Annotated in this window: 26 protein-coding genes; 12 read left to right on the top strand and 14 right to left on the bottom strand. The window is 54.6% G+C overall.

The window, feature by feature from the left end; all coding sequences use genetic code 11:
* Positions 1-49 precede the first annotated feature (49 nt).
* The 3 genes from RC73_RS11120 to RC73_RS11110 all read right to left on the bottom strand — a co-directional run bounded on the left by RC73_RS11120 (position 50) and on the right by RC73_RS11110 (position 3,399).
* Positions 50-1,282: a cyanate transporter gene (locus RC73_RS11120; RefSeq protein ID WP_039034702.1), complete on the bottom strand. Its 1,233-nt coding sequence runs from the start codon at positions 1,280-1,282 to the stop codon at positions 50-52.
* 90 nt (positions 1,283-1,372) lie between these two features.
* The gene (locus tag RC73_RS11115; RefSeq protein ID WP_039034701.1) at positions 1,373-2,230 is read right to left on the bottom strand and encodes a DMT family transporter; all 858 of its coding nucleotides are present in this window, start codon (positions 2,228-2,230) and stop codon (positions 1,373-1,375) included.
* A gap of 122 nt (positions 2,231-2,352) precedes the next feature.
* Complete coding sequence (locus tag RC73_RS11110; RefSeq protein ID WP_039034700.1) at positions 2,353-3,399, bottom strand: toxin-antitoxin system YwqK family antitoxin; 1,047 nt, start codon at positions 3,397-3,399, stop codon at positions 2,353-2,355.
* Between the two features lie 236 nt (positions 3,400-3,635).
* Here RC73_RS11110 and RC73_RS11105 point away from each other — a divergent pair, with 236 nt between their 5' ends.
* Both RC73_RS11105 and RC73_RS11100 read left to right on the top strand, forming a co-directional pair.
* Positions 3,636-4,559, top strand: a complete 924-nt coding sequence (locus RC73_RS11105; RefSeq protein WP_039034699.1) for a C-GCAxxG-C-C family (seleno)protein — start codon at positions 3,636-3,638, stop codon at positions 4,557-4,559.
* 9 nt (positions 4,560-4,568) lie between these two features.
* Positions 4,569-5,066: a hypothetical protein gene (locus tag RC73_RS11100; RefSeq protein ID WP_039034698.1), complete on the top strand. Its 498-nt coding sequence runs from the start codon at positions 4,569-4,571 to the stop codon at positions 5,064-5,066.
* 104 nt (positions 5,067-5,170) lie between these two features.
* On the opposite strand, the gene glnA is transcribed toward RC73_RS11100, so the two are convergent.
* Entirely contained in the window at positions 5,171-6,580 is a 1,410-nt protein-coding gene (glnA, locus tag RC73_RS11095; protein ID WP_039034697.1) for a glutamate--ammonia ligase, read from the bottom strand.
* 457 nt (positions 6,581-7,037) lie between these two features.
* On the opposite strand from glnA, the gene typA reads away from it, so the two are divergent.
* A complete protein-coding gene (gene typA / locus RC73_RS11090; RefSeq protein ID WP_039034696.1) occupies positions 7,038-8,849 on the top strand; it encodes a translational GTPase TypA in 1,812 nt (603 codons plus the stop codon).
* Between the two features lie 83 nt (positions 8,850-8,932).
* On the opposite strand, the gene RC73_RS11085 is transcribed toward typA, so the two are convergent.
* Positions 8,933-9,937 (bottom strand): helix-turn-helix domain-containing protein, encoded by a 1,005-nt coding sequence (locus RC73_RS11085; RefSeq protein ID WP_039034695.1) that lies wholly within the window; start codon positions 9,935-9,937, stop codon positions 8,933-8,935.
* Positions 9,938-10,075: 138 nt separating this feature from the next.
* On the opposite strand from RC73_RS11085, the gene RC73_RS11080 reads away from it, so the two are divergent.
* The 3 genes from RC73_RS11080 to RC73_RS11070 are packed head-to-tail and all read left to right on the top strand — an operon-like array spanning position 10,076 to position 12,461.
* A complete protein-coding gene (locus RC73_RS11080) occupies positions 10,076-10,840 on the top strand; it encodes an SDR family NAD(P)-dependent oxidoreductase (protein WP_039034694.1) in 765 nt (254 codons plus the stop codon).
* A 43-nt stretch (positions 10,841-10,883) separates the two neighbouring features.
* Positions 10,884-11,390, top strand: coding sequence for a 2,4'-dihydroxyacetophenone dioxygenase family protein (locus tag RC73_RS11075; RefSeq protein WP_039034693.1), 507 nt, complete (start codon positions 10,884-10,886; stop codon positions 11,388-11,390).
* A 9-nt stretch (positions 11,391-11,399) separates the two neighbouring features.
* The gene (locus RC73_RS11070; protein ID WP_039034692.1) at positions 11,400-12,461 is read left to right on the top strand and encodes a zinc-binding dehydrogenase; all 1,062 of its coding nucleotides are present in this window, start codon (positions 11,400-11,402) and stop codon (positions 12,459-12,461) included.
* A 165-nt stretch (positions 12,462-12,626) separates the two neighbouring features.
* Here the strand turns inward: RC73_RS11070 and RC73_RS11065 are convergent, their stop codons facing one another.
* The 7 genes from RC73_RS11065 to RC73_RS11035 all read right to left on the bottom strand — a co-directional run bounded on the left by RC73_RS11065 (position 12,627) and on the right by RC73_RS11035 (position 19,456).
* On the bottom strand, positions 12,627-14,867 hold the full coding sequence (locus RC73_RS11065) for a xanthine dehydrogenase family protein molybdopterin-binding subunit (RefSeq protein WP_039034691.1): 2,241 nt from the start codon (positions 14,865-14,867) through the stop codon (positions 12,627-12,629).
* Positions 14,864-15,319 (bottom strand): (2Fe-2S)-binding protein, encoded by a 456-nt coding sequence (locus RC73_RS11060; RefSeq protein WP_039034690.1) that lies wholly within the window; start codon positions 15,317-15,319, stop codon positions 14,864-14,866. Before RC73_RS11060 ends, RC73_RS11065 begins: the two co-directional genes overlap by 4 nt.
* A gap of 3 nt (positions 15,320-15,322) precedes the next feature.
* Complete coding sequence (locus RC73_RS11055) at positions 15,323-15,967, bottom strand: NTP transferase domain-containing protein (protein WP_039034689.1); 645 nt, start codon at positions 15,965-15,967, stop codon at positions 15,323-15,325.
* Positions 15,964-17,016, bottom strand: coding sequence for an XdhC family protein (locus tag RC73_RS11050; protein ID WP_039034688.1), 1,053 nt, complete (start codon positions 17,014-17,016; stop codon positions 15,964-15,966). The genes RC73_RS11055 and RC73_RS11050 overlap by 4 nt, the downstream gene beginning before the upstream one ends.
* 153 nt (positions 17,017-17,169) lie before the next feature.
* Positions 17,170-18,384: a 4Fe-4S binding protein gene (locus RC73_RS11045; RefSeq protein ID WP_039034732.1), complete on the bottom strand. Its 1,215-nt coding sequence runs from the start codon at positions 18,382-18,384 to the stop codon at positions 17,170-17,172.
* Between the two features lie 182 nt (positions 18,385-18,566).
* Positions 18,567-19,217 (bottom strand): DUF2959 domain-containing protein, encoded by a 651-nt coding sequence (locus tag RC73_RS11040; protein ID WP_039034687.1) that lies wholly within the window; start codon positions 19,215-19,217, stop codon positions 18,567-18,569.
* Positions 19,218-19,237: 20 nt separating this feature from the next.
* A complete protein-coding gene (locus RC73_RS11035; protein ID WP_028780047.1) occupies positions 19,238-19,456 on the bottom strand; it encodes a hypothetical protein in 219 nt (72 codons plus the stop codon).
* Between the two features lie 221 nt (positions 19,457-19,677).
* Here RC73_RS11035 and RC73_RS11030 point away from each other — a divergent pair, with 221 nt between their 5' ends.
* The 5 genes from RC73_RS11030 to RC73_RS11010 all read left to right on the top strand — a co-directional run bounded on the left by RC73_RS11030 (position 19,678) and on the right by RC73_RS11010 (position 23,179).
* Positions 19,678-20,526, top strand: a complete 849-nt coding sequence (locus RC73_RS11030; RefSeq protein WP_143078395.1) for a virulence factor BrkB family protein — start codon at positions 19,678-19,680, stop codon at positions 20,524-20,526.
* Positions 20,477-21,469, top strand: coding sequence for an alpha/beta fold hydrolase (locus RC73_RS11025; RefSeq protein WP_233962857.1), 993 nt, complete (start codon positions 20,477-20,479; stop codon positions 21,467-21,469). Before RC73_RS11030 ends, RC73_RS11025 begins: the two co-directional genes overlap by 50 nt.
* Positions 21,466-21,903 (top strand): D-aminoacyl-tRNA deacylase, encoded by a 438-nt coding sequence (dtd, locus tag RC73_RS11020; RefSeq protein ID WP_028780049.1) that lies wholly within the window; start codon positions 21,466-21,468, stop codon positions 21,901-21,903. The genes RC73_RS11025 and dtd overlap by 4 nt, the downstream gene beginning before the upstream one ends.
* A gap of 1 nt (position 21,904) precedes the next feature.
* A complete protein-coding gene (locus RC73_RS11015) occupies positions 21,905-22,375 on the top strand; it encodes a thioesterase domain-containing protein (protein ID WP_039034729.1) in 471 nt (156 codons plus the stop codon).
* 210 nt (positions 22,376-22,585) lie between these two features.
* Entirely contained in the window at positions 22,586-23,179 is a 594-nt protein-coding gene (locus RC73_RS11010; RefSeq protein ID WP_025010143.1) for an FMN-dependent NADH-azoreductase, read from the top strand.
* Between the two features lie 55 nt (positions 23,180-23,234).
* Here RC73_RS11010 and RC73_RS20500 read toward each other — a convergent pair whose 3' ends face one another.
* Together RC73_RS20500 and RC73_RS11005 are read right to left on the bottom strand one after the other, a co-directional pair.
* Positions 23,235-23,417 carry a hypothetical protein gene (locus tag RC73_RS20500; protein ID WP_144361442.1) on the bottom strand — a complete coding sequence of 61 codons (183 nt, stop codon included), beginning with the start codon at positions 23,415-23,417 and terminating at the stop codon, positions 23,235-23,237.
* 5 nt (positions 23,418-23,422) lie between these two features.
* Complete coding sequence (locus RC73_RS11005) at positions 23,423-23,743, bottom strand: rhodanese-like domain-containing protein (protein WP_039034686.1); 321 nt, start codon at positions 23,741-23,743, stop codon at positions 23,423-23,425.
* Positions 23,744-23,889: 146 nt separating this feature from the next.
* Here RC73_RS11005 and RC73_RS11000 point away from each other — a divergent pair, with 146 nt between their 5' ends.
* Complete coding sequence (locus RC73_RS11000; RefSeq protein WP_152608434.1) at positions 23,890-25,017, top strand: HD-GYP domain-containing protein; 1,128 nt, start codon at positions 23,890-23,892, stop codon at positions 25,015-25,017.
* The last annotated feature ends 74 nt before the right edge of the window (positions 25,018-25,091 follow it).

Genomic DNA, 25,091 nt, shown 5'->3' with positions numbered 1-25,091 from the left:
GTCTGCTTGAGTGCCGGGCGGTTAACAATTTTCCACCCGGCAAATCGATTCACTGGGCCAACAGGGCGAAGTGCTGACTGTGGCGCTTGGGATCAAAGCGCCAGGCAATGGCCAGCATGCCCATAGACACAGCCGCGAGCAGCAACCAGGAAAGCGTGAAGCTGCTGGAGCTGTCCTTGAGATAACCCGCCAGCAGAGGCGACAGGGATGCCAGCAGGTAACCTATCCCCTGAACAAAGGCCGTCAGTTGTCCCGCCTGACTGTAGTCGTCCAGATGGTCCAAAGTGACAATCAGACTCAAGGGGAAGAGGCCACCAATGCCTATTCCCAGCAGCGCAGCCCATAACCAGGGCAGGGCCAGTGGCATCAACGCCAGCCCGATAAAACCGCCAATTGTAGACAGGAGTAACAGCCATAGCAGTGGCCTTCTGTCATGACTGCGAGCCGCAAGCGTCGGCAGCAACAGGCCTGCGACCACTTCCATCAGCGTCAGAAACGCCAGCAATAGCCCTGCCTGAGTGGCTTGCCAGCCCAAGTCGATAAAGAAGGGCGCCAACCAAGCGAGCACACAAGTATAGGATGCTGTGCTCAGGCCAAAGAAAAGTCCCAACAGCCAGGCCCTGGGAATGCGGCTAAAGCTGCCTATGCCCACACTTGGGCTAACTCCCGGTTTTCCTGAAGTCTTCTTTGCTGCTGCCTTGTTGAAGCCCAGGGGGTGCAGGCCGTGTTTGCCCCAGAACCAAAATAGCATCGCCGGCAGACTCAACAGAGCCCAGAAGGCCAGCGCCGACTGCCAATGACCAAACCTGTGCTCAAGCCAAGGGCTAATGGCAGCAGCCAGGGCCGCTCCACCCATGATGGCGGTTACGTAAATCCCCATGTAACGCTCAATATGCTGGCTATAGCTGCGCTTGATCATTCCGGGCAGCAGCGCCTGAATAAGGGCGATACCTAAGCCGGCAATGATTGCGGTCAGTAGCAGTTGCAGGCCGCTGCCGGCCCAGAGCCGAGCCAGGTTAGCCAAGCCAATCAGTAGCAGCGACAGTAGCAGGGTTTGGCGCTCTCCCAGTCTGGCGGCCAGCTTGGCACCGATAAACATAGCGACTCCCATGGTCATCACGGGCAGCATGGTCAGCAGTGCCAAGGAACTGTAACTGAGGGGCAAGGAAGTCCGGATAGCCTCCAGCAGTGGGCCTATGGCCGCCATACTGGGGCGCAGGTTGAGGCCGAGAATAATTAAGGTCAGGATCAGCCACACAGGCTGCCATTTTGATGAGCTCATAGTCCATTTCCTTATTTTGCTAAATTCAGTTAAGCCGAACCCTTGGCCCCTTTTTCAGGGGCCAAACAGGGCTCTTATATCAGGAGAGTTTCAGCGCCGGCTGGGGCGCAGGCGATACCAGATAGCCGGAACAGGAAGTTTCATCAGCAATAGTGACGACATGATCAGGCCGATCCCCAGCCATTGATAGCTGTCCAGCTGTTCGCCGACCAAAAACACCCCGAGCGAGACGGCCACCACAGGGTTGATCAAGGCCATCATGCCCATGATTTGCGGTCCCAGATGTTTGATGGACCAGATCCAGGCCCAGTAGCTCAGCGCCGTGCTGAAGATGGCCAGCCAAGCGATGGCGGGCCAGGTCTTGGGCTCCGGTAGTGTGGGAGCCCCGGCCACTGTCCAGGCCAGCGGGATCAGCATCAAGCCGCCGAGCAACAACTGCCAAGTACTTAGTACCAGAAGATCGCCGGTTTGCCAGCGTTGCATCCAACGGGATGACTGAGCCACCAGCAGAGTGGCACTCAGGGCGCAGAGCACACCAATCATGTCCAGCTTGGCCGAAGGATTGAGCAACAAGATCACTCCACTCAGTCCCAGCAGTGCCAGCAAGGTCCACTTCAATGCCGGCCTTTGGCCATCAAGCAGCCAGGCCAGCAGCAGAAACATCAGTGGCAGTGTGGCCCCCAGGGTGCCAGCCACGGCGCCTGGCAGGCGGTAGGCGCCCATAAACAGCAAGGCGAAGAAGGCGCCGATATTACAAAATGCCAGCAAGAGTATTTTGCTCCAGGCGAGCGAAGGCAGCTTGGGTCGCAGCAGCAATAACAGGATCCCGGCAGGCAGGGCACGCCAGACGGCGACCCAGAAAGGGGACATATCCTGCAGGTACAGGCTGACCAGGGCATAGGTGGTCCCCCAGAAGACGGGAGCCAAGAGTGCGATTAAGTAGGACATTTCTTTTCTTAAAGTATCTTGATGTGAAGATATTTTAGAATTCAGTGCTGGGATAAGCAAGCCGCATTTGAAAAAGAGCTTTATTATCTCTGGATGATAAGTCCAACTGATTGAATATTATGTCAATCTTGGTAGGTTAGTTTACCCTGTTCATCATAGACCCGGGTATGCAGCACCTTGCCATTCGTGCCTATATCTTCCTGCAGATAGTTGCGCCCCTGTTCATCGAAGTAGCTCAGGGTCTGTGGTATGAGCTTGTCCCGGTCGAAACGTTTGCTCACCTGTAGCTGACCATTGCAGTGAAAGAGCTGTTCCTCGCCCTGCTTGGCGCCTCGACTGTAGGGGGTGCGTTTGCTCAAGGCGCCATTGCTCTCGCAATAACTGAGCCAGATGCCATCGGCGGCTATCGAAGGAAAGAAACCATAATGTTGCTCGGACTGGCGCTGGCCATTGCGCCAGAAGGTGTGCTGCACTGCGGTGCGCTGCCGACGGTCGAACAGGTAGTCCAACTTGAGCCGGCCGTTGGCGTAGTAACCTTGTTCCTTGAGTTTTCTGAGATTTTCTTCATCCAGATGCTCACTGAAGTTCTTTAATGAGCCATCGGGGAAATAGCTTTTCCAGACAGTGAATTTCTCGCCGTCCCGTTTGAACTGTTTCCTTCGCTCCCGTCCCTGCTCATAGGAGATGAATTCAATCACTGTACCCTGGTCGAAACGCTTGAAACTGTCGAGTTGGCCTTGGCTATCGTAGAGCCAGAGCTCTTGGCGCTCACCGTCTCGATACAACTCCCGGCTGCGTAATTGAGTTTGCTGGTATTGAAAGTTCAGCTGCCAACCGTGCAACTTGCCATTTTTATACCAAGCGCTTTGGTTTAGTAGACGCTCGGGCGGCGCGGATGTGCTGAAGCTGTAGCCATGCCGCAGGCCATCCTTGAACTGGGCTGCGCTATAGCTGGGGCGATCCGGCGCTCCCCAAATGGCAATGCCGCTGAAGGGTTCTCCTCGGTATCCGTCAATGCAGTCTTCGAGGTAATAACCCAGGGCGCCATTGTCATCCTTTACTTCCCGGCAGTGGATTGGCTCCAGCTTGTCAGCTTTAATCGGCAGTTGCACCTCAGAGTGACAACCAGCCAGCAGCAAGAGAGTGAGTAAAAAGAGGCTGTAATTCATAGCAGATCCTTGCTTAACGAAGTGGCTCATTGTCGCTGCCGTTACTGCTTGGCTCAAGTCTCTTGCCGATGGGCTGTTGGTTTTTTGACTCTTTAACATCGAAACCCGCCTTGGATCACATCTGCACAACAAGAGAGGGAGTAAGCTGGTCTTGTGTGCAAGTCATTGATTATAAAGGGTAAGTATTGCTTAATTTGCAATTCTACAAAATATAAGTGTAAAAAGAGGTGATGAGTATGAACGTGAATCGACGTCAGGCAATGGGCCAGATAGTAGGTTTGGTTGGAGTCGCCGCCGGGAGCTCGCTGATTGCGACCACAACCCTGGCAGCAGAGTCTTGTTCCGGAGATACCAGCATAGGGATCGGCAGTGAAGGGGGCGGAGAACTGGGTACCAAGCTACTGACCTATGTGAAATTGGACCCGATGGAAGTCGCCAAACTGGCCTATGAAGGTTATGGCCGCGGTGGTTGTATGTACGGTGTGTTTGATGCCCTGGTGAAGGCTTTGGCGGCCAAGGGGCACGAGGATGCCTGTAAATTCGCTGCTATCCCTACCAACCTGGCAGCCTACGGTGGCGGCGGTATCGCAGGTTGGGGAACCCTGTGTGGCTGCTTGAATGCGGCGGCTATGGCGGTCAACGTTCTGGGTGGGGTCAACCGCACTGCGGTGATCCGCTCCGTGTATCGCTACTATGAACACACAGCCATGCCGAGAAATGATGAAGCCTTCCTCAAGGCGATTGGCGCACCGACCCGTACAGACAACGCCGGTGAGCTATTGACCGCAGATAAGATAGGCCAGTCGGTTGCCAATTCTATTCTTTGCCATACCTCGGTGACCCACTGGTCGAAAGCGAGCAAGTACGGCTCCAGTCATCAGGCGAAACTGGAGCGCTGCGCTCAGCTGACGGCCGAGATTGCCTATGTCACTACTGACTTCCTCAATAAGTCGCTGGACAATGCCCTGGACGCTGAAATGGTGGCAGAGGGTAATGCCGAGTGTAGCGGTTGTCACAGCAGCACCAAACGTGAGCCGGATACCTACATAGGGGCCGATGTTAATTCACAGATGGAATGTCAGAGCTGCCACAGCGCCCATGATATTGGCGCCGGTTTGACCGGGGTTCATGAAGGTGCGTCCTGCAGCGATTGTCACTAGGAGGCTGTTATGAAACATAAGAGTTTGATAGTGGCGTCTTTGCTGTTGTGCTTGGGTGGTTGTGATTGGTTGGACGATGATGATGACCCTGTGGTTCCGCCTACGCCGGAGCCGGGGCAGTCTGTGTCCATCAATGAAGCCGAAAGCCTCAAGGTAGCACTGAGCGCCGTGGATCCTCAAAGCCAGGCGTTGACCTTTAGTCTGACCACGGCGGAAGGTAAACCTGTCAAGGATGCTGGCAGCAACTATGTGGTGATGTATCTCAAGATGCCGGCTGAGCAGGTATCAGCCTTCTCCATGCCTTGGCACAAGGGCGCACGTTTCGAATGCAGTGAAACCGTCGACACCTGTGCTGGCACCATGGAAGCGCTGGAGACTGAAGGCCAATATCGCTTTACGCCAGAAGGGCTTGAGGAGCTGAACCAGACAGAGGGTGAACTCAAGTTGGCGGTGATCCTCACCGGAGCCAAGGCCCAGAGTGCGCCTGAACTTATCAGCGCTCCCTGAATGATTTGAGTTTCAGAGCCTTAAAATAGTAGCGCCCCAGGATTGCTCCCGGGGCGCTTTTTTTATTATCCGATGGCTTGACTCATCGGTTGATTGCAGGGCAATTAGAGGCTGTAGTACAGCTCAAATTCGACAGGGTGAGTGGTACGGCTGACACGCTCGGCCTCGGCTTGTTTCAGCTTGAGGTAAGAGTCGATAAAGTCATCGCTGAACACACCGCCGCGGGTCAGGAACTCACGGTCTGCATCCAGAGCCGCCAGGGCGACTTCCAGAGATTCGGCCACAGTCGGGATTTCCGCTGCTTCTTCGGCCGGTAGATCGTACAGATCCTTGTCCATGGCATCACCAGGGTGGATCTTGTTCTGGATACCGTCCAGACCGGCCATCAGCAGTGCTGCAAAGGCCAGGTAAGGGTTGGCCATAGGATCCGGGAAGCGGGTCTCGATACGGCGAGCCTTAGGGCTAGGTACCACAGGGATACGGATAGAAGCGGAGCGGTTGCGGGCAGAATATGCCAGCATCACAGGGGCTTCAAAGTGTGGCACCAAACGCTTGTAGGAGTTGGTGCTTGGGTTGGTGAAGGCGTTCAGGGCACGGGCGTGCTTGATGATACCGCCGATATAGTACAGGGCAGTTTCAGACAGGCCACCGTACTTGTCACCGGCAAACAGGTTAGTACCGTCTTTAGAGAGTGACTGGTGAACGTGCATGCCGCTGCCGTTGTCGCCGACAATCGGCTTGGGCATAAAGGTCGCAGTCTTGCCGTAGGCGTGAGCCATATTGTGGATCACATACTTAAGCTCTTGAATTTCATCGGCTTTCTTTGTAAGTGTGTTGAAGCGCGTGGCGATCTCATTCTGACCCGCGGTAGCCACTTCATGGTGGTGAGCTTCCACAATTTGACCCATCTCTTCCAGCACCAGACACATGGCGCTACGCAGATCCTGTGAAGAGTCTACTGGTGCTACCGGGAAGTAACCGCCCTTAACGAATGGACGGTGGCCTGTGTTGCCGTCTTCATAGCTGGTGCCTGAGTTCCATGCCGCTTCTTTGGCATCTATCTTGACGAAGGTGCCGCTCATGTCGGTACCGAAACGTACGTCATCGAACAGGAAAAATTCTGGCTCAGGGCCGATCAGCACAGTGTCGGCGATGCCGGTAGAACGCAAGTATTCTTCGGCTTTCTTGGCGATGGAGCGAGGGTCACGCTCATACCCCTGCATAGTGCCGGGTTCGAGAATATCGCAGCGGATCAGTGCTGTGGTTTCTTCGGTAAATGGGTCCAGTACAAAGCTGTCTGGATCTGGCATCAGTACCATGTCAGATTCGTTGATCCCTTTCCAACCACCGATGGATGAACCATCAAACATCTTGCCCTCTTCAAAGAAATCAGCATCTACCTGATGAGTCGGGATAGATACATGCTGTTCCTTACCTTTGGTATCGGTAAAGCGTAAATCAACAAACTTAACTTCCAACTCTTGCAGCTGTTGTAAAACTGATTCGACTGACATTATCAAGCCTCCGGTAGGGTAAAGGGGGTGCCCTTTGTCAACTCTTAGTATTTAGCGTCTGGCGCCTTGTTGGTTTCTATTAAGCCAAACTCATGCCAAGATGCTAAGATATTGAAAATAAAGGGAGTGGTAAAATCGAGGGCTGGCGAGACAAGCGGGTTTGCACTATAATGGTGCGTACTGTGTTCCAAAAAGGTGCGCTCACCATAATGGTGCGTGCGCTTATTCAGTAGGATATTCATAGGTGTTTAAAAAATAATCCTGTGCGATAGCCCCTCGCTAGAGTAGAATGGCACGCTTTTTAAAGCAACCATCCGGGGAAATAGTGTTCCCCAGCATGATGCTAGCCCAGGTTTTATAAGGCCTGGAAGGCAATCGCTAAGCAGTCATAAAGCGGTTGTACCATTCAATTTATATTGCTGCATCCCACAGAACAGAGATCGTAAGAGGCAAAACTGTGTTAGAGAATTTACGTAACATCGCCATCATAGCGCACGTTGACCATGGTAAGACTACCCTGGTAGACAAGCTGTTGGCACAGTCAGGAACCCTGGCAACCCGCGGAGAAGCCACCGAGCGGGTGATGGACTCCAACGATCTGGAGAAAGAACGTGGGATCACTATTCTGGCGAAGAACACCGCCATTAAGTGGAACGACTACCGCATTAATATAGTAGACACCCCTGGACACGCCGACTTCGGTGGTGAAGTAGAGCGGGTTCTGTCTATGGTTGACTCTGTACTGCTGCTGGTTGATGCGCAGGACGGTCCAATGCCACAGACACGCTTCGTGACCAAGAAAGCATTTGCCCAAGGCCTTAAGCCTATTGTGGTTATCAACAAGATTGACCGTCCGGGTGCCCGCCCTGATTGGGTTATCGATCAGGTATTTGACCTGTTCGACAACCTGGGTGCTACCGACGAACAGTTGGACTTCCCTATTGTGTATGCTTCTGCTCTGAACGGTTTTGCCAGCTTGGATCCCGATGAAGCCAGTGAAGATATGACACCGCTGTTCCAGACTATCGTTGAAAAAGTATCTCCTCCGGATGCCGATGCCGATGGTCCATTCCAGATGCAGATCTCTCAGCTGGACTACAACAGCTATGTAGGGGTTATCGGTGTGGGTCGTATCAAGCGCGGTAGCGTCAAGACCAACCAGCAGGTCACTATTGTTGGTGCCGACGGTAAAACCCGTAACGGCAAAGTCGGCCAGGTTCTGGGCTATATGGGCCTGGATCGCCACGAAGTGGACAGCGCCAATGCCGGTGATATCGTTGCCATCACAGGCCTGGGCGAGCTGAAGATTTCCGACACCATCTGTGCCGTCGGTCATGCCGAAGCATTGCCACCTCTGTCTGTTGATGAACCAACCATGACTATGACCTTCCAGGTCAACACCTCTCCTTTCGCAGGTAAAGAAGGTAAGTACGTGACTTCACGTAACATCCTTGAGCGTCTGCAACAGGAGCTGGTACACAACGTGGCCCTGCGTGTTGAAGAAACCGAGAGTCCGGATCGTTTCCGCGTATCCGGCCGTGGTGAACTGCACCTGTCTATCCTGATCGAAAACATGCGTCGTGAAGGTTATGAGCTGGCGGTTTCCCGTCCTGAAGTGATCATCAAAGAGATCGACGGCGAGAAGTGCGAACCATACGAGCAACTGACCGTGGATGTGGAAGAAGAGCATCAGGGTGGCGTTATCGAGAAGCTGGGTACCCGTAAGGCCGACATGCGCGACATGCAGCCAGATGGCAAGGGTCGCGTACGTATCGATTTCATGATCCCAAGCCGCGGCTTGATCGGTTTCCAGACTGAGTTTATGACGGCCACTTCGGGTACAGGTCTGCTGTATCATACCTTCGACCATTACGGTCCATACAAGGGTGGCGATATCGGCCAGCGTACCAACGGAGTATTGATCTCCAATGCGACCGGTAAGGCACTGACCTTTGCTCTGTTTGGTCTGCAGGATCGCGGTCGTCTGATGATTGGTCATGCCGCCGAGGTTTATGAAGGCCAGGTGATAGGTATTCACAGCCGCTCCAACGACCTGACAGTAAACTGCCTCAAGGGCAAGCAGTTGACCAACATGCGTGCTTCAGGTACTGACGAAGCTCAGGTACTGACTCCGCATATCCAGATGTCTCTGGAGCAAGCGCTGGAATTCATCGATGATGATGAACTGGTGGAAGTAACGCCTAAGAGCATTCGGATCCGTAAGCGTCATCTGACTGAAAACGACCGTAAGCGCGCCAGCCGCGGTTGATTGTGGTTGCGTTCGAGGTGATAGCCTCACAGTGAATAAAAAGCCCCGCTAAGCTAGCTTAGCGGGGCTTTTGTTTCTCAAGATTAATCCTCTATTTGTCCCCTGCGATATTGCTGCTGCCATTGCTTGGGGGACAATCCCGTCCAAGTTTTAAAATGACGACTAAAAACAGCGATCTCGGCATAACCTAATTGCAGTGCCAGTTCGGTAATGGTTTGGGTGCCATAACTGAGTTGCTGTTTAGCGATATTTTGTCTGACTTCTTGCAGCAATTGACGATAGCTAAGCCCAGTCTCTTTGAGTCTTGCCTGTAACGTGCGCTCGTGTACCCCCAGCGCAGTTGATACCCTTTCAATACAACACTCTCCGGTTGGAAGTAATCGGTGAATTAAGTCTCTTGCCTGATCGGCCAGATTATCGGGATAGCGGCTCTGTAAATATTGTAGATGTGACTGAAAATGGCGGTTGAGTGCTCCCTCATCGTGATAGTTACGCCCGGTTAATTGTGCAGTTTTAAGTACTACGCCATCAAAGGATTCACGAAAGCGCACTAAGTGGGCAAAGTGCTGGGGTTCAAGTTCGCTGGGCTTACTTTGACACAAATGTAAGGGGATAGTGTTGATGTTGATATTCAGCAGGCTTGAAACAAACATTGCCAGTTGTGCCACGCTCAGTTGCATCAATTGTTCAATGCCACGGCAGTGAACATTAATTGATAAGACAAGGCGTACCATATCTCCCTGTGGTTGCAGTTGTAGCGAGATACCTGAGGCGTGCAGGTACAGATAGTCATTCACTTTTTCAAGAGCATCGGCCACGGTTGCTGTGCGGGAAATCAACATAGGTAAGTCACCGAGCACATGTAAGGTTTGCCGTTTGGCAAGCATAAGTCCGAACAGCGGCTGTTTACAGCCTAGGGCGGCGATTTCCAATAACTCGGCTAGTCGTGGATAGGCGATATAGATATTGGGATCGCGAAACTGTGCCTGACGTAATCCTGCTTGATGGATCATTTCTATGGGGTTTTCACCCAACTCCAGGACCAGTTGCTCAAATTGGGCAGCTGCACCGCTACGGACTAGGTACATGGGGCGTTAAGTTCTCTTTGGTATAAGAATCGCAATATATCAAATTTCATTCGTAATAAGTCAAGAAGATGTGCAATTAATCATCTAAATTACTATTACCTTAATAATGAAATTAATAAATATAAAAAGAGGACATCTATGCGTTTACTGAATAAAACCGCAGTGGTGACGGGGGCTGCAGGAGGCATAGGGCAAGCAATTGTCCGTAAAATACTCGCCGAGGGAGGGAGAGTCGTTGCCGCCGATCTGTCAGTTGATTCGCTCAAGGTCTTTAACGATTTTCCCACTGGTAAGTTGGTGACTTTTAGTGTCGATGTGGCCGATTACAAGCAAGTTGAAACTATGGTGGCACATGCGGTTACCCGGTTTGGTCAGCTTGATATTGTGATAAATAATGCCGGTATTGGCTCGGCCAAACCCTTGTTAGAACATGATCCTTTGGGCGATTTCGACTCAGTTACCAATGTGAATCAAAAAGGCGTATATCACGGCATTGTGGCCGGTGGACGTCAATTTCGCGCTCAAGGTACTAAAGGCGTGATCCTTAATACTTCGTCTGTCTACGCAACAATTGCCTCGGAAATGACTTTTACCTACAACGTCAGTAAAGCGGCCGTCGATATGATGACCAAATGCGCCGCGCTTGAGCTTGCCCCATTGGGCGTTCGTGTTTGCGCCATTGCTCCCGGTCGTGTCGATACTCCTATGCTGCGTCAATACGAGGCACTGGGACTCTGGGAACACATTCGTAAGGAACAAATGCGTCAGGAGTTTACTCTTCCGAGCGAGATAGCAGATGTGGCGGTATTTCTGGTGAGTGACGAGGCCAATTGCATCAACGGCTGCACAGTGCATGCTTCCGACGGTTTTGAGAATTTTAAATATCCATTGCAGAAGGAGTGATAGCTCGACCCATCAACCCAATAAGAACATGAGGAAGGCAAATATGGCTTTACCGGAAGTGATTAATCATCAAGATTTTTTATTAACCCTCAATACTAACGAAGAGCAGATCATCAAAGATGCGCTGCCGGGCGTTGATGTGTATCCGTTATTTTTAGACCCTGAAAATGGTGTTTGGGTGATCCGCGCTAAGTTTAAGCCGGGTATCACCTTACCCAAGCATTTTCATACAGGCGTAGTGCATTTTTATACCTTGGCGGGTCGGTGGCACTACCTCGAATATCCGGAACAACCCCAAACAGCCGGCAGCTATCTGTATGAGCCGGGTGGTTCTATCCACACTTTCCATTGTCCCGCCGATTCTGAAGGCGCTGATGGTGTGATGGTGATTACCGGTGTCAATGTTAACTTCGATGCCGATGGTAACTTCATGTTTATCATGGATGCCGGTTGGATTGAGCAGGCTCTTCTGGCTGCCGCCAAGGCACAAGGCATCAAGCCTCGTTACATTAAACCCGGTGCGCCGGCATCTATGAGCGATACCAAATAGGAAACCATTATGAGTTTGATGAATGCAATCGTGTTGCAGGATGGTGAAGTCACTCTGCAACAGGTCGAATTACCTAAGCCACAGGCAGGCCAAGTGTTGGTACGCAGTCTTGCCTGTGGTATCTGTGGCTCGGATATTCATATTGCGCGCCACTATAACGAAGTATTCGATTTTTACCGCAAACTAGGCATGATGCCTGAGGGGGCTGATAATCATGTTCCTGTGATGCTGGGACATGAGTTTTGTGCTGAAGTGGTTGAATTTGGTCCCGAAACCCAGCAAACCCTAGCCCTAGGCACCCGAGTTACATCGGTGCCAATCCTGATGAGCCAAAATGGTGCTGGCGTAGGGGTGACTCCCGGCGTCAATGGGGCGTATTCAGAATACTTTATTCTCGATGAAGCACAGCTGCTGCCAGTGCCGGATCATCTCCCGGCTGAAGCTGTGGCGCTGACAGAGCCACTGGCTGTAGGCTTGCATGCCGTCAATCGTGGTGAAGTCGGCACCGAAGATACTGCCTTGGTCGTTGGTTGTGGGCCTATCGGTTTAGCGGTCATTTCAGCGCTGCATCTGCAGGGTGTAGGTAATATTATTGCGGCTGATCTTCAGGGCGAAAAACTGGCATTAGCCCGTGAATTCGGTGCGACTCATTGGGTTGATCCGGGTGAACAAGATGAAGTGGCATACGCTGCTGAAGTTGCCGCGGGTAATCGTGTGGTGATTTTCGAGTGTGTGGGTATTCATAAACTGATCGAAGGTTTTGTGAAGCGTGCGCCGGCCAATGCGACCATAGTGGTAACGGGGATCCACACTGCTGAAGCGAACATCAACTATGCCTACGCTACAGTGAAAGAGCTGGATATGCGTTTCTCATACTACTATCAACCACATGAGTTTGCTCAGTGTTTGCAGGAATTGGCCGAGAGCAGGGTGCCTTGGAATAAGTTGCTCACAGGTAAAGTTGGGATGGACGGCGTATCGGGTGCATTCAAACAGCTTATGCAGCCGAATCAACATATTAAAGTCGTGATTGAACCTTGGCGTGATGGTGAGCTGCAAACGCTCAATTAATCATCCAACACCTTAACTCGAATTCAGCCGCTAACTTATAAAGCGGCTTTTTATTTATTTTACGCTTCATTATGGTGGGGCTGGTAATCTCAAGCAGGCTCGCTAAATCGCGATGTTGATCAATTTAGATTTGCCGGGGCATGGCCCCGGCACTTTATCGACCAATCAAAGCTGCAGATACTGCTTCAGCGGCAGATCCCGGTAGCGCTTGCCGCCGGCGGCCACTATGGCGTTGGTCAGGGCCGGCGTGACCGGGGGGACACCGGGTTCGCCCACACCGCCGGGGACCTCGGTCGAGGCGATAATTTGTGTTTCTATCTCAGGGCATTGCGGCAACCGCAGTAGTTGATAGTCGTGGAAGTTCGACTGTTGCACCTTGCCATCCTTAAAGCTGATTTCGCCCAACATCGCCAGGCTGAGGCCGAAGATGACCGCGCCTTCCAGCTGTGAATGCACTCTGTCAGGGTTAACCACAGTGCCGGCATCCAGCACTGAGATGGCCTGCAGCACCTGCAAACGCTCACCATCCAGTTTGACCTTGATGGCGACCGCCACATAGCTGACAAAGCTGCGGTGCACCGCAAACCCCCAGCCTTCGCCTGCCTTGGCCGGTGACAGTGCCATACGTTTTTCGGCGGCGTCTATGACCGTCAGATAACGAGCGACATCCACAGGGTGACGGCTGAGTTCTTCGCCATAGTTACCGTATTTGAAGCCCTGATTGGCAAAGTTCTCCACTCTGGGTTGCCCCAAAAGTTGTCGCCACATGGCCGGGCAACTTTGGCCGGTGCGCAGCGCCAGTTCGTCGACAAAGCTGCCGATGCCGAAGGCATGCTGAATGTTGCACACAGAGCGCAGCCAGCCTATACGGGTGTGAGCCTCGGCCTTGGCGGTTTCGCAGCGCAGCGACGGCAACTGAAATGGCAAGTCGATAAAGCCCAAATCCAGTTCTCCGTCCGAGGGCTCATCCACGCCTTCGGCAAAGGTGGAACTGATGGAAGGGAAGGCGGTGCGCGACAACAGAGCCTCCACCTTGCCATCATCACTGAGCAGCGCCTGATAATGCTGGGCGCTGATGGCGTGCAGATAGCCGTTTTGCAGCTCATCTTCCCGGCTCCAGAACACCTTCACCGGCTTGCCGCTGCGCTTAGCCAGCAGCGCCGCCTCGACGCTGAAGTCCGGCTTGGACTTACGGCCAAAGCCGCCGCCCAGCAGGGTGACATGCACCTTGACCTGCTCCTCCTTCAGCCCCAAAGCGGCCGCCACATTCTGCTGGGTACTCTGGGGCGTTTGGCTGCAGGCCCAAACTTCACAGCCATCCTTGCTGACTCTGGCGGTGGCTGCCGGCGGCTCCATCATGGCGTGAGCCAGATAGGGCACAGTGTAATCGGCGCTGAGCGTGCGCTCTTCTGGCCAGCTTGCGGGAGGCTGGCCCAGCTCACGCCTGACTTTGCCACTCTGTTGTACTCGCTGTTTCAGGGTGGCGATAAACGCCTGGGAGTCGTGCTTGTCGTTGGGGCTTTGCTGCCACTGGATCGTCAGTGCCTTGCGGCCTTCAAGGGCGCTCCAGCTGTTGTTGGCCAGCACAGCCACACCGCCAAGCGGCTGGAAGGCAGGTGCCCCTTTGGGAGCGGGCAGGCTGATAATATCCACCACACCGGGGAAGACGCGGGCCTTTTTATCATCGACACTCGCCGCTTGGCTGCCGAGCACAGGTGGCCGGGCAATCGCAGCATAGAGCATGCCTTCCAGACGTATATCCTGGCCATAGATGGCGCTGCCATCCAACATGGCATCCATATCCACTATGGTGCGTGACTGACCTATCTGGGTGAACTCTTTTCTGGGTTTGAGCCTGAGTTGGCTCTCATCCGGAAGCGGCAGCTTGGACGCCGCCAGCGCCAGTTCGCCATAGCTCAGGGAGCGGCCGGACGCCTTGTGAGTCACTCTGTGAGCCTTGGCGCTGACTTCTGCGACCGGCACTTGCCAATGCTCGGCGGCAGCCTGTTCCAACATGGTGCGCGCCATGGCACCCATCTGCCGCATTCTGTCGTAGTGTTTACGTATGCTGCGACTGCCATCCGTATTCTGGCTGCCGTAACGCTTGTCGGCCAAGCCCTGCACCACCACGACTTTGTCCCAGTCGGCTTCCAGTTCATCGGCCAGCACCTGAGGTATGCCTGTTCGTATGCCCTGACCCATTTCCGAGCGATGGCAGGTGAGGTAGACCTTGTCGTCTTCACCGACGGCGATAAACAGATTCAGAGGTTGCAGCTTGTCCTGCGCCAGGCTCATGGGGCTCCAGCCCAGGGCGCTGCTGCCCAGCATCAAGGCACCTCCACTGGCGCCAAAGAGTTTCAGCACATCGCGACGGCTGAAGTTTTCCACTGCGGTAAATCGGCTCATGAGCTCTGCCCCCCTTTGACGGCGACATCCTTGATGGCGCTGCGGATCCGGGTATAGGTGCCGCAGCGGCAGATATTGCCGGACATGGCATCGTCTATCTGTTGGTCACTGGGGTTGGGCGTTTCACTCAACAGCGCCGCGGCAGACATGAGTTGCCCTGTCTGACAGTAACCGCACTGGGGTACCTTGTGTTTGCTCCAGGCGGCCTTCAGCGCCGGATTTTCCAGGCCTTCTATGGTGGTGATGTTCCTGCCCTCGGCACTTTTGAGACTGGTGAGGCAGGCTCTGGCGGGCTTACCATCCAGATGTATGGTGCAGGCACCGCAGAGTCCGGCGCCACAGCCGAATTTGGTGCCAGTCAGTCCCAGGAGATCCCTGAGGGCCCATAGCAAGGGCATATTGGGATCGGCCTCGACCGAAAACAGTCTGCCATTGATTTTGAGTTGCGACATTGTTCACTCCTTGTGCTGGTTGAGGCGTCTGAGATCTGCGCCCGTGTCTATGTCGATGGCGGCGCGGTGCAGCACTATCCGGCCCAGTCGTTGTTGTTGTAATTTCTCGGTCAGCAGGGCCTTGGCCCCTCGGTCACCCTGCAGTTGGCAAAGGGCGTTGAAGTCTGTGGCATTAAAGATAGCAGGCGCGCCGGGGGCGTCCCGGTAAAAGGCGCTGCTGCTGAGTTGGCTGCCCAGCCAACAGTCGAGCAATTCAAGGTAATCGGCGCTATTGAGCGCAACCTGATCGGCCAGCGCCAGTAGCAGGGCATCGGCGGAGCAGGCCTTGGCTTGCTCCGCAGCCAGGGCGATGGAGTGCCCCAACCCCTGTTGCCAGAGGGGGTTGAAACGGCAGTTGGCATGGGGCGGCAACAGCGCTTGCAGTTGCTCCTTGTGGCCGCCGAGTATGGTTAGCAGCGGTAGCAGCTCAAGCTTGGGGTACTTCTGGCTTGCCTGAGCGCGCATCTGCTCCAGCGCTTGCCAACTGAGGCGCAGCAGCGGCGTGCCATGGCTGTCCTGTGCTGCCAGTTTGGCGTGGCCGGGCACTGAGTCATCGGCGGCGAAGCGGCTTGATGCTCCGGCGGCCAGTAACACAGGCAATAGCCTCATGGCATCAGGCCCTCAAGCCCAGTCATGGGCGCATCAAACAAAACCCCGTGGCACTGGGCCAAAATGCTGAGGGCGATGGCCCCCGGGAGTTCGCCGCCGAGTGCCAGTCCGGCGGGCGCCGCCAGCGGCACGGTAAAGTCTGTCAGCGTAAGGCCGGCATGTTTGAGCACTTTATCGCGCCTGTGAGTTGGCCCTAATAGCGCCAGATAGCGTGGGCAGCTTACTTGCAGCCGTTTGAGAATGGCGCTGTCGAGCTCGACATTGTGGTGCATCACTATGGCGCCGTCCTGACGCTTGAGCCAATCGGCATCCAGCTCGTCGGTGCCGAGCTTGATTATGTCGCAACCGGCAAAGTCATGGCGGCGGGCGTAGGCGGCTCTGGGGTCTACGACGCTCACCTGCCAGTCCAGTTGCAAAGCCATCTGCGCCAGCGGCTTGGCATCCAGACCGCCGCCGAAAATCCCAAGCGTAGGTTTGGGGCCCACGGGTACGGTTAACCAGCTCTGTTGCCCGTTCTGCCCAGTCTCTGGACTCCAAATCCCGGTGCGGCGAAAGTCATTGGCGGGGAAAGGCAGAGGTTCGGCACCGGTTGAGGGTGAACCTTGGGATAAAAAGCGCGCCTCAAGGGCCGCGGGCGCTTCACCGGCTTTTGGCATCAACAGCTGCCAGAAGCCGGATTGACCGGCATTTAGAGCCTGGCGCAACTCATCGAGTGCCAGAAAATGATTCTCCCGCCCCAGAGGCAGCAGGCAGATGTTTACCAAGCCGCCACACCCCAGTTGGTAACTGGCGTCCTGATCGTCGCGGGCGTCATAACAGACCTCCACCACCCTTTGTTCCGTCAGGGCCTTGTGTGCCTGATGGCGCAGATCGGCCTCCAAACAGCCGCCGCTGAGGATCCCCAGGCTCTGGCCCAGGGGATGAAACAGCATCATGGCTCCGGGTTTGCGATAAGAAGAGCCTTGTACCGAGGTGATCAGCGCCAGCACCCAGGGCTCGTCTGCGCTGAGAGCCCATTGTTGCAGCAAGGTTTGCAGATGGTGCGCCATAAACTTCCCATGTTTTTGGTGGAGAAGTTAGCATTGCATAAAATAGCACCGGGAAACAATCTTGCCGGGTGTGGCAAGTCAGGGAGGGGCAGTGGAACTCGGCGGCAAGCGTAATAAAAAGGCCCGCCTGTCGGCGAGCCTGAGTGGTTAAGTTTAGTGACCTACATAGTCGATCATCTGCAGCAGTTGCATCCGAACCGCATCCGGCGTTTGGCTTTCCCAGAAGCCGGAGGTATAGGCTATCAAGGGCAGCAGGAACAGCAGTCCAAGGACCAGCAGCATTACCGACTTGGCCGACCAGAAATGATGGCGGCTCAAGCCGAACCCCAGCGCCGATTTTTTGGGGCAGGCGGCTACGCAGCGCATGCAGGCCTGGCATTCATCGCTGTGCACTGTATTTTTGGTATGCACTATGATGCCGGCCGGACAGGCGCGGGTGCACTTGTCGCATTTCATCCCCTTGGACTCTATCAGGCAATGCTCCGGGGCGCGGCGGATTTTCAGCGGGCTGAGAAAACTCAGCAGTCCCAGCAGGGCGCCATAGGGGCATAGGTAACGGCAAAATCCCTGACGGCGCCAGGCGACAATGGCAAGGATCAGGCCAAAGCAGGCCAGGGTGATGAGTCCCGGAGTGATGAAAAACAGCGCCATCTTGAGATCGGCTATCTTGTGATAATTACTTTCCAGGTAGCCGGGGATCCCCATAGACGGCATGCCCAGCACTATGTAGAGCAGCGCCGCCAACAACAGATACTTGAGCATACGCAGTGGCCAGTCGAGCCAGGCAGGCGGCATAAATTCGCGCTTGATAAAGCGTTTACGCAGGCGATAGAGGTACTCTCCGGCCAACCCCAGCGGGCAGGCCCAGCCACAGAAGGCCCGCTTGCACAGCAGTCCGGTCAACAACACCACCGCCAGCATCACGGCCGCCGCCGGATGGGTTTGATCCCAGAGTCCCAGGGTGGCTATCGCCTTGAGTTCTATACCGCCGGCGATGGGCAGAAACGCATCCACCACATCCGGGCGCCCAATCCAGGGCGTGATTCCGGCCTTGAGCATCAGGCTGTTGATGGTGTACTGAATCGCGACCAGAAACAGCGCCAGCGCCAACAGGTGCTGGCAGCCGCTGCGCAGGTTATTGATCCTGGGCTCGGATTGCAGCAAGCCGGGGCGCAGTTGCTGCAGCAATGCCAGGCTACCAACGGCTGTCAGCGTGGCCAGCAGCAACATGGGGCTGCTGCCAATCAGCAGCGCGGTTAAAATCAGCAGCAAGGTGAGGCCGGCGCCGAAACGGCGGCCGCTCCACCAGAGTTGGCTGACACCATAGAGGAGTGCCAGCATGAGGGTGAGCGATTCGGTCAGTGTCATGAGAATAGAGGCCAGCAACAAACGACTGCCTATTGTGAACTCAAATAAGGGCACAAGTTCTTGAGTCAAAAAAGGAAGTGTGCAGCAGATCCAAGTTTGCATTCGCAGATGGAGAAATTCGTGCACTGGCTCACAGCTGAAAAAAAGCCCCGCGGTGCGGGGCTCTCTCTATGGCTTGACGGTCAGTTACCCGACTCCATTGCCGCGATAAAGCGGTTGGACTCATCGATGGATTTATTCATCTCTTTGATAAGGCCGGAGATATCGCTCTGCAGACTGGCAAACTCACCCTTGATGGCCCCTATGGTCTGGGCGTTGAGGTTATGCTTGAGGTAGAGCATGTTGTCTTTCATTGAGGTCAGGATAGGAGGCATCTTGCTCTCGGCACGGCGCATGCTGCGGATCAGCTGTTCGTAGGAGCGGCGGGTCTCTTTCAGCTTGGCCTGGCTCTTACTGCGCAGGCTGGCCTTGCTGATCTCACCGATTTCCCCTTGCCACTCATCGAACAGGGCTTCGGCCACATCTTCCACCTTGTTGATACGGTTGCTGACATCATCGGCGGCTTCCTGAGCCGACTCATACTCGTCTTTGGCCTTGTTGTAAGCCTTTTCCAGATCGCCGCCGTCATGGTTCAGCAGCGCCTGCATCTCTTCCAGTGCCGAACTGAACTGCTCCTGTGCTTCCTGTTGCGATTCTTTGGCGTCTTTGACCCGGTCGACCATGATGTCACGTTTGTGATAGCCAACCTTTTCCATGGCGCCGTAATAGGCACTCTGGCAACCACCCAGCAGCAATCCCAGGCTGACCAGGGCGGTGGTGAGGATCTTGTTCATAAGCTTTCTCTTTTCTCTATTTATGCTTTGTATTTGGCGGCATCTATGATGCACCAGAGATGGGCGATGGCACCTATGATAGCAGGAACTACCAACCACCAGAGGGCGTAACCTGTGACTGTCACCAGAAAGAAGATCAGTGCGGCCAGGATCCGCCCCTGAACCAACTGTCCCAGACCCGGGAAAAATACGCTTGCCAGCGCGGCAATCACATTGCCCGCCGATCCTTGTTGTGACATTAACTCTCTCCTTTAAATTATGGGAGAAGCGCTGAACGACGGGTCTTGGCGCATGCCTATGCATAGCGCTGGCGTCATTCTCGGCTTCCTTTGCCCTGCTGCAGTGGCAGCATCACACTTTGTAATCAGGGCATTATTGTACGAAGATAGCGACACTAGACCCAGAGGATCAAGAGAAAACCGTGAGCAACAAGATAGATACCCGCAATTTCAGCTTGTTTATGAAAGGCTGCTGGCACTTCCTGCTGCACCTGAAACAGAGATTGCAGGACGATCAAATCAATATCCGAGCCGGTCATCTGGCCTATGTGACCCTGCTGTCGCTGGTGCCCATGGTGGCCGTTACCATGTCTATGCTGTCGGCTTTCCCTGTCTTCAAGGGGGTGCGGCAACTGATAGAAAATTTTATTTATCAAAACTTTTTGCCGGCCGCAGGTGATACGGTTCAGGTTTATATCAACGAGTTTGTCGGCAACGCCTCCAAGGGTACGGCCGTCGGTATAGGGGCCTTGGTGGTGGTGGCCATTTTACTGATCTCCGCCATCGACAAGGCGCTGAACTATATCTGGCGCACCAAAGAAAAACGCCAGACTGTCGTGTCTTTTTCCATGTACTGGATGATCCTGACGCTGGGCCCCGTGCTGATGGGTGCCAGCCTGGCGGCCACTTCCTACTTGGTATCGCTGAAAATATTCAATGAAGCCGATACTTATGGTGTAGGTAGTTTCTTTGTCGCGCGTTTGCCATTTCTGTTTTCTGTCGCGGCCTTCCTGCTGCTTTACACTGTGGTGCCCAACCAAAAGGTGAAGCTGCTGCATGCCCTGCTCGGGGCCATAGTGGCTGCCTTGCTGTTTGAGGCGGGCAAGAAAGGCTTTGCCCTGTATGTGACTCACTTCCCCAGCTACGAGGCGATTTACGGCGCCTTAGCGACGATTCCGATACTGTTTGTCTGGGTCTATCTATCCTGGATGATAGTTCTGATGGGAGCCGAGATCACCGCTTCTTTGCCGGAATTCCTCGATGGCGAAGAACCATTGGAGCCGCTGGATGATGAACCCGGATCGGCATAATCCGTTTGCCCGCGACTGGCTGGAGGTTGGTGGTGGCCACCGCCTGTATCTGGCGCAATTCGGCAACCCGGAAGGCATTCCGCTGCTGTATCTGCACGGCGGGCCCGGCGCCGGTTGCAGCCTTGAAGAGTTGGCGCTGTTTGATCTGCGCCGCTTTCGCTTATTGTTTCTGGATCAAAGGGGCGCAGGCTTATCGCGTTCCGAGAAAGGCCTGGCGCAGAATCACTTCCAGGGCCTGCTCGATGATCTCGAGTCGGTCAGAAAGGCGCTGCAGTTGCCGCGCTGGTGTCTGGCGGGGGGCTCGTTCGGGGCAACCTTGGGGCTGGTGTACGGCGGTTTATTCCCTGAGCGGGTCATAGCCCAGACATATTGGGGCAGCTTTATCCCCTCTGCCGAGGGCCGCGATTGGCTCTATGGTGCTGCTGGCGCCGCCAGCCGTTTCCCGGTGGACTATCATGGCTTTTCCCGCTGGCTATCCAGGAGTGAGCGCAGCACTGCGGCGCTGCTGGAAAGTTATGCCAAGGGATTTACCTGCCTCAATGCCCAGGATTATATCCGCAGTTGGTTGCGCTGGGAGCAGCATCTGTCTTTACCCGGGGGGCTGTTGCCGCCGCCAAGGGCGCCTAGGGACAGCAATATGGCCAGAATCGAACTTCACTATGCCCGCCATCACTATTTCGAAGCCATGAGTCTGTTTGATGCAGGGCTCAATAACTGGCCGAAACATACCCGCTTGCTGCAGGGGGAAAACGACTGGGTCTGTCCAACTCACTTGCTGCAGGCTCAGCTTGCGCGCCAGAGCTGCCCGATCGAGTTGCAGCTGGTGGCCGGAGGTCATCACTCGCTGGTGGATGATAAAATGCGTCACGCCGTGGTTGCAGCCCTGTGTGCTATGGGCGACACTGCGGCCTCTTGTGAAGCAGAATTAAGGAGTCAGGATTGATCGCCCTGATACAGAGAGTCAGCCGTGCCAAGGTAACGGTTGCCGATGAAGTGACCGGCGCCATAGATAAAGGTTTGTTGGTATTGTTGGGCGTTGAACGCCAGGATGATATGGCGGCGATGGAAAAGCTGGCCACCAAGGTGATGAATTACCGGGTGTTCAGCGATGACAACGGCAAGATGAACCTCAATCTGACTCAGGTTGGCGGGCAGTTGTTGGTGGTGTCGCAATTTACCCTGGCGGCCGATACCAGCCGCGGTCTACGTCCCAGTTTCTCGGGTGGTGCCAGTCCGGCTCAGGCCGAAGAGCTCTATGAAGCCTTTGTGGCATTTTGCCGCAGCAAGGGGGTGACCACAGAAACCGGCCGCTTCGCTGCCGATATGCAGGTGGAACTGCTGAACGACGGGCCAGTGACCTTTAATCTGAGTGTTTGATATGTCTGAGCCATCACTGCTTAAGCAGCTGGAAACCACCTGGCATGGCACCATCCCCGTCAGTGCCTTTATGGGGATCCGGCCACTGGCTTTTGATGGCACAGAATTTCGTGTCGGTGCACCGCTGCCGCCCAACATCAATCTGCATCAGACCATGTTTGCCGGCAGTATCTATACCCTGTGCACTCTGTGTGGCTGGGGCATGCTCTGGCTGCAACAGCAGCGGGCCGGAGTGAGTGGTGATATAGTGCTGGCCCAGGCCGAGATCCGTTATCGGGCGCCGGTGACTGCCAATCCCGGTGAGTTGATCGAGGCCAGAGTCAGCTGGCCGGGCGTGTCACTGACGCCTTTGAGTGAAGGGCGCAGGGTCAAAGTCAGGCTGGAGGTGGAACTCTGGAGTCGCGGCCTTTGCTGTGCTTCTTTCTTGGGGGTTTACGTCAGCCAGCCCAAGCAAGAGCCGACCCTGTCCTAGCTGGGATTACCTAGGCTTACAGGTTCGGTTTTAACCTTGTAAGCCTTGAGTGATAAGCCCTGGATAACAGCCTTTCCTTTCTAAAAAATCGAATTTAATATCAAATTTTCTCCGCTTTTTTTCTATTTTATCCATCAGTAAACTGCTCAGCATAGATTGGAGCAAAAGCTCTGACTCAAACAAATTCCTGAATCGAAGCGGAGCAGTATCATGAGCAAAGTATTAGTTTTGAAATCCAGCATCCTGGGTGGTTACTCTCAGTCCGGTCTCTTGGTCGACCATCTGATCAAGCATTGGCAGGAGCAGGGTTCCAGCATCACAGTCAGGGATCTGGCGGCCGAGCCGCTGCCGGTACTGGACGGTGAAATTGCCACCGGCCTGCGCGGCGGCGAACAGCTGAGCGAGCGCCAGCAACAGGCGTTGGCCTTGTCTGATGAGCTGATCCAGGAACTGAAAGATCACGACACTCTAGTAATAGCTGCGCCCATGTATAACTTCGGTATTCCGACTCAGTTGAAAAACTGGATTGACCTGATTGCCCGCGCCGGTGTGAGTTTCAGTTACACAGAAAATGGCCCTGTGGGTCTTATCACTGGTAAGCGTGCGGTAGTGATCACTACCCGGGGTGGGGTACACAAAGACTCGACCACAGACCATGTGGTGCCTTATCTGAAAACCGTGCTGGGCTTTATTGGAATTACCGAAGTGGAAACCGTCTACGGTGAAGCGCTGAACATGGGCCCGGATGCCAACGCTAAGGGTATTTCAGCAGCCAAATCTTCGCTGGCGGCCATCTCTGCCTGAGGCAAACATCTCTTCCACCATCAATCTGAACGCCAGTTGCTTGACTGATTTGGTTCTACTGCCCCGGAGGTGACTCCCCGGGGCTTTTTTGTGACGGCTTGTCCGGCTCGAGCGCCTCGCTGCAAAGGGGGCAAGCGGCATTAACCCCTTCGGCGGGCCACTGCTCGCGATAACGTACCCGCGCAGAGGCTTGGCCGCGATGTTGGCTTATCTGAAATCGCCCGGGCTTGCTTGTCATTTTGGTTACTCAGGCTTGCCGCAGACCAGCTCCTTGAAGGCGCCGCCGTTGAGCACGCAATCAAAGCCATTGGCTCGCAGAATGTCGCAGCCTTTTTGGGCGCGCATGCCGGCGCCGCAATAGAGCACAAAGGGTTCCTGCTTATTCGGTTGCTGCTTTAGCCAGGTATCCAGGGTATCCAGCGGCACATTCACCGCCTGTGGCAGGTGCCCTTCGGCATATTCGGCGGCCGAGCGGACATCCAGTACCCGGACTCCCTTGGCGATCATCTGATGGCACTGCTCAGGGCTCAGGCGGCCGTCTTGTGGATTGGCGTTGGTTTGCATTTTCAGACTCTCTATCAATTAGAAATTTTTTAATAAGGTTAATCTTATGGAGTTGAAAATGCAATGGCCTGGATGCAGGTCGTTTTCTCGCCAGGGCTGTTTTTTGTTCTATCCTTTGGAAAAAGGAAATGATTTGAAAATAGTGTATGGACAAGAATATGCTGTCATCCTTCTGGTTGCAGGGGCACAACGCTTCTGAGCGCTTGGAACGCATTCACGAGCATCTGTTGCTCAGCTACCCTTGGGTGGATCGTATCGCCTGTGCCCTGTATCACGATTCGACCGGGCTGCTAAAAACCTTTATTAACAGCACTCACAGGGGGCAGGCCATAGTGGGTTATGAATATCCCATGTCCGACAGCCCGGTGCTCAGCCAGCTGGCCGACACAGGGCAGTATCGGGTGATAGACGATATCAAGGCCAATATCTTGCCGGAAAACAGCCATTCACGTTGGCTGCTGGAGCAGGATTACAACTCTTCCTTTACTGTGCCCCTCTACGATGAACAGAGGTTTCTGGGGTTTTTGTTTTTCGATTCATACCGCGTGGCGGCCTTCGATGCCAAGGCGCAGCGGGATATGGTGCTCTATGCCAACTTGATCAATATGTCTCTGTGCGCCGAACTCAGTGCGGTGCGCACTATTCTCGCCTCGGCTCAGGTGGCAAGGGACTTTGCCGACCTACGCGACTTTGAAACCGGTGCGCACCTGGATCGCATGGCGGCGTATTCGGGCCTGATCGCCAGCATAGTCGCACCCAAATATGGCCTGAGTGATGAGCAGATAGAACATATCACCCAGTTTGCGCCGCTGCATGACATAGGCAAGATAGGTATTCCGGACAAAGTGTTGTTGAAAGAGGGGCCCTTAAGCATAGATGAGCGCACTCTGATGGAGACCCATGTGGATAAGGGCGAGAGCCTGATCCGCAAGGTGCTGGGGGATTTTGGTCTGGCGCATCTGCCGGATTCGGCCATCATGCTCAACATAGTGGCCTGTCATCATGAGTATCTGGATGGCAGCGGCTATCCCCGAGGTTTGAAGGGTGAAGAGGTGCCGATTGAAGCCAGAATAGTGACTGTGGCGGATATCTTCGATGCCCTCAGCAGCGAGCGACCCTATAAGCAGGCCTGGCCACTGGACGCCTGTTTTCGTGAGTTGAGAAGCATGGTGGCCGCCGGCAAACTGGACGGCCACTGTGTCGAAGCCTTGGCGGCTTCGACTACACAGATCCTGGATATTATGGGGCGCTGCCGCGATGACAAGGCGGCATGAAAAGCGGCCTGCAGTGCCGATGCATTCCGCTAAAGCTTCTTGGGCTTCTTCAGGTTTTATAGGGCTTCCAGGGG

Source organism: Shewanella sp. ECSMB14102 (assembly GCF_000813075.1).
GTDB lineage: Bacteria > Pseudomonadota > Gammaproteobacteria > Enterobacterales > Shewanellaceae > Shewanella > Shewanella indica.
This window is presented reverse-complemented; position numbering and strand designations above follow the sequence as displayed.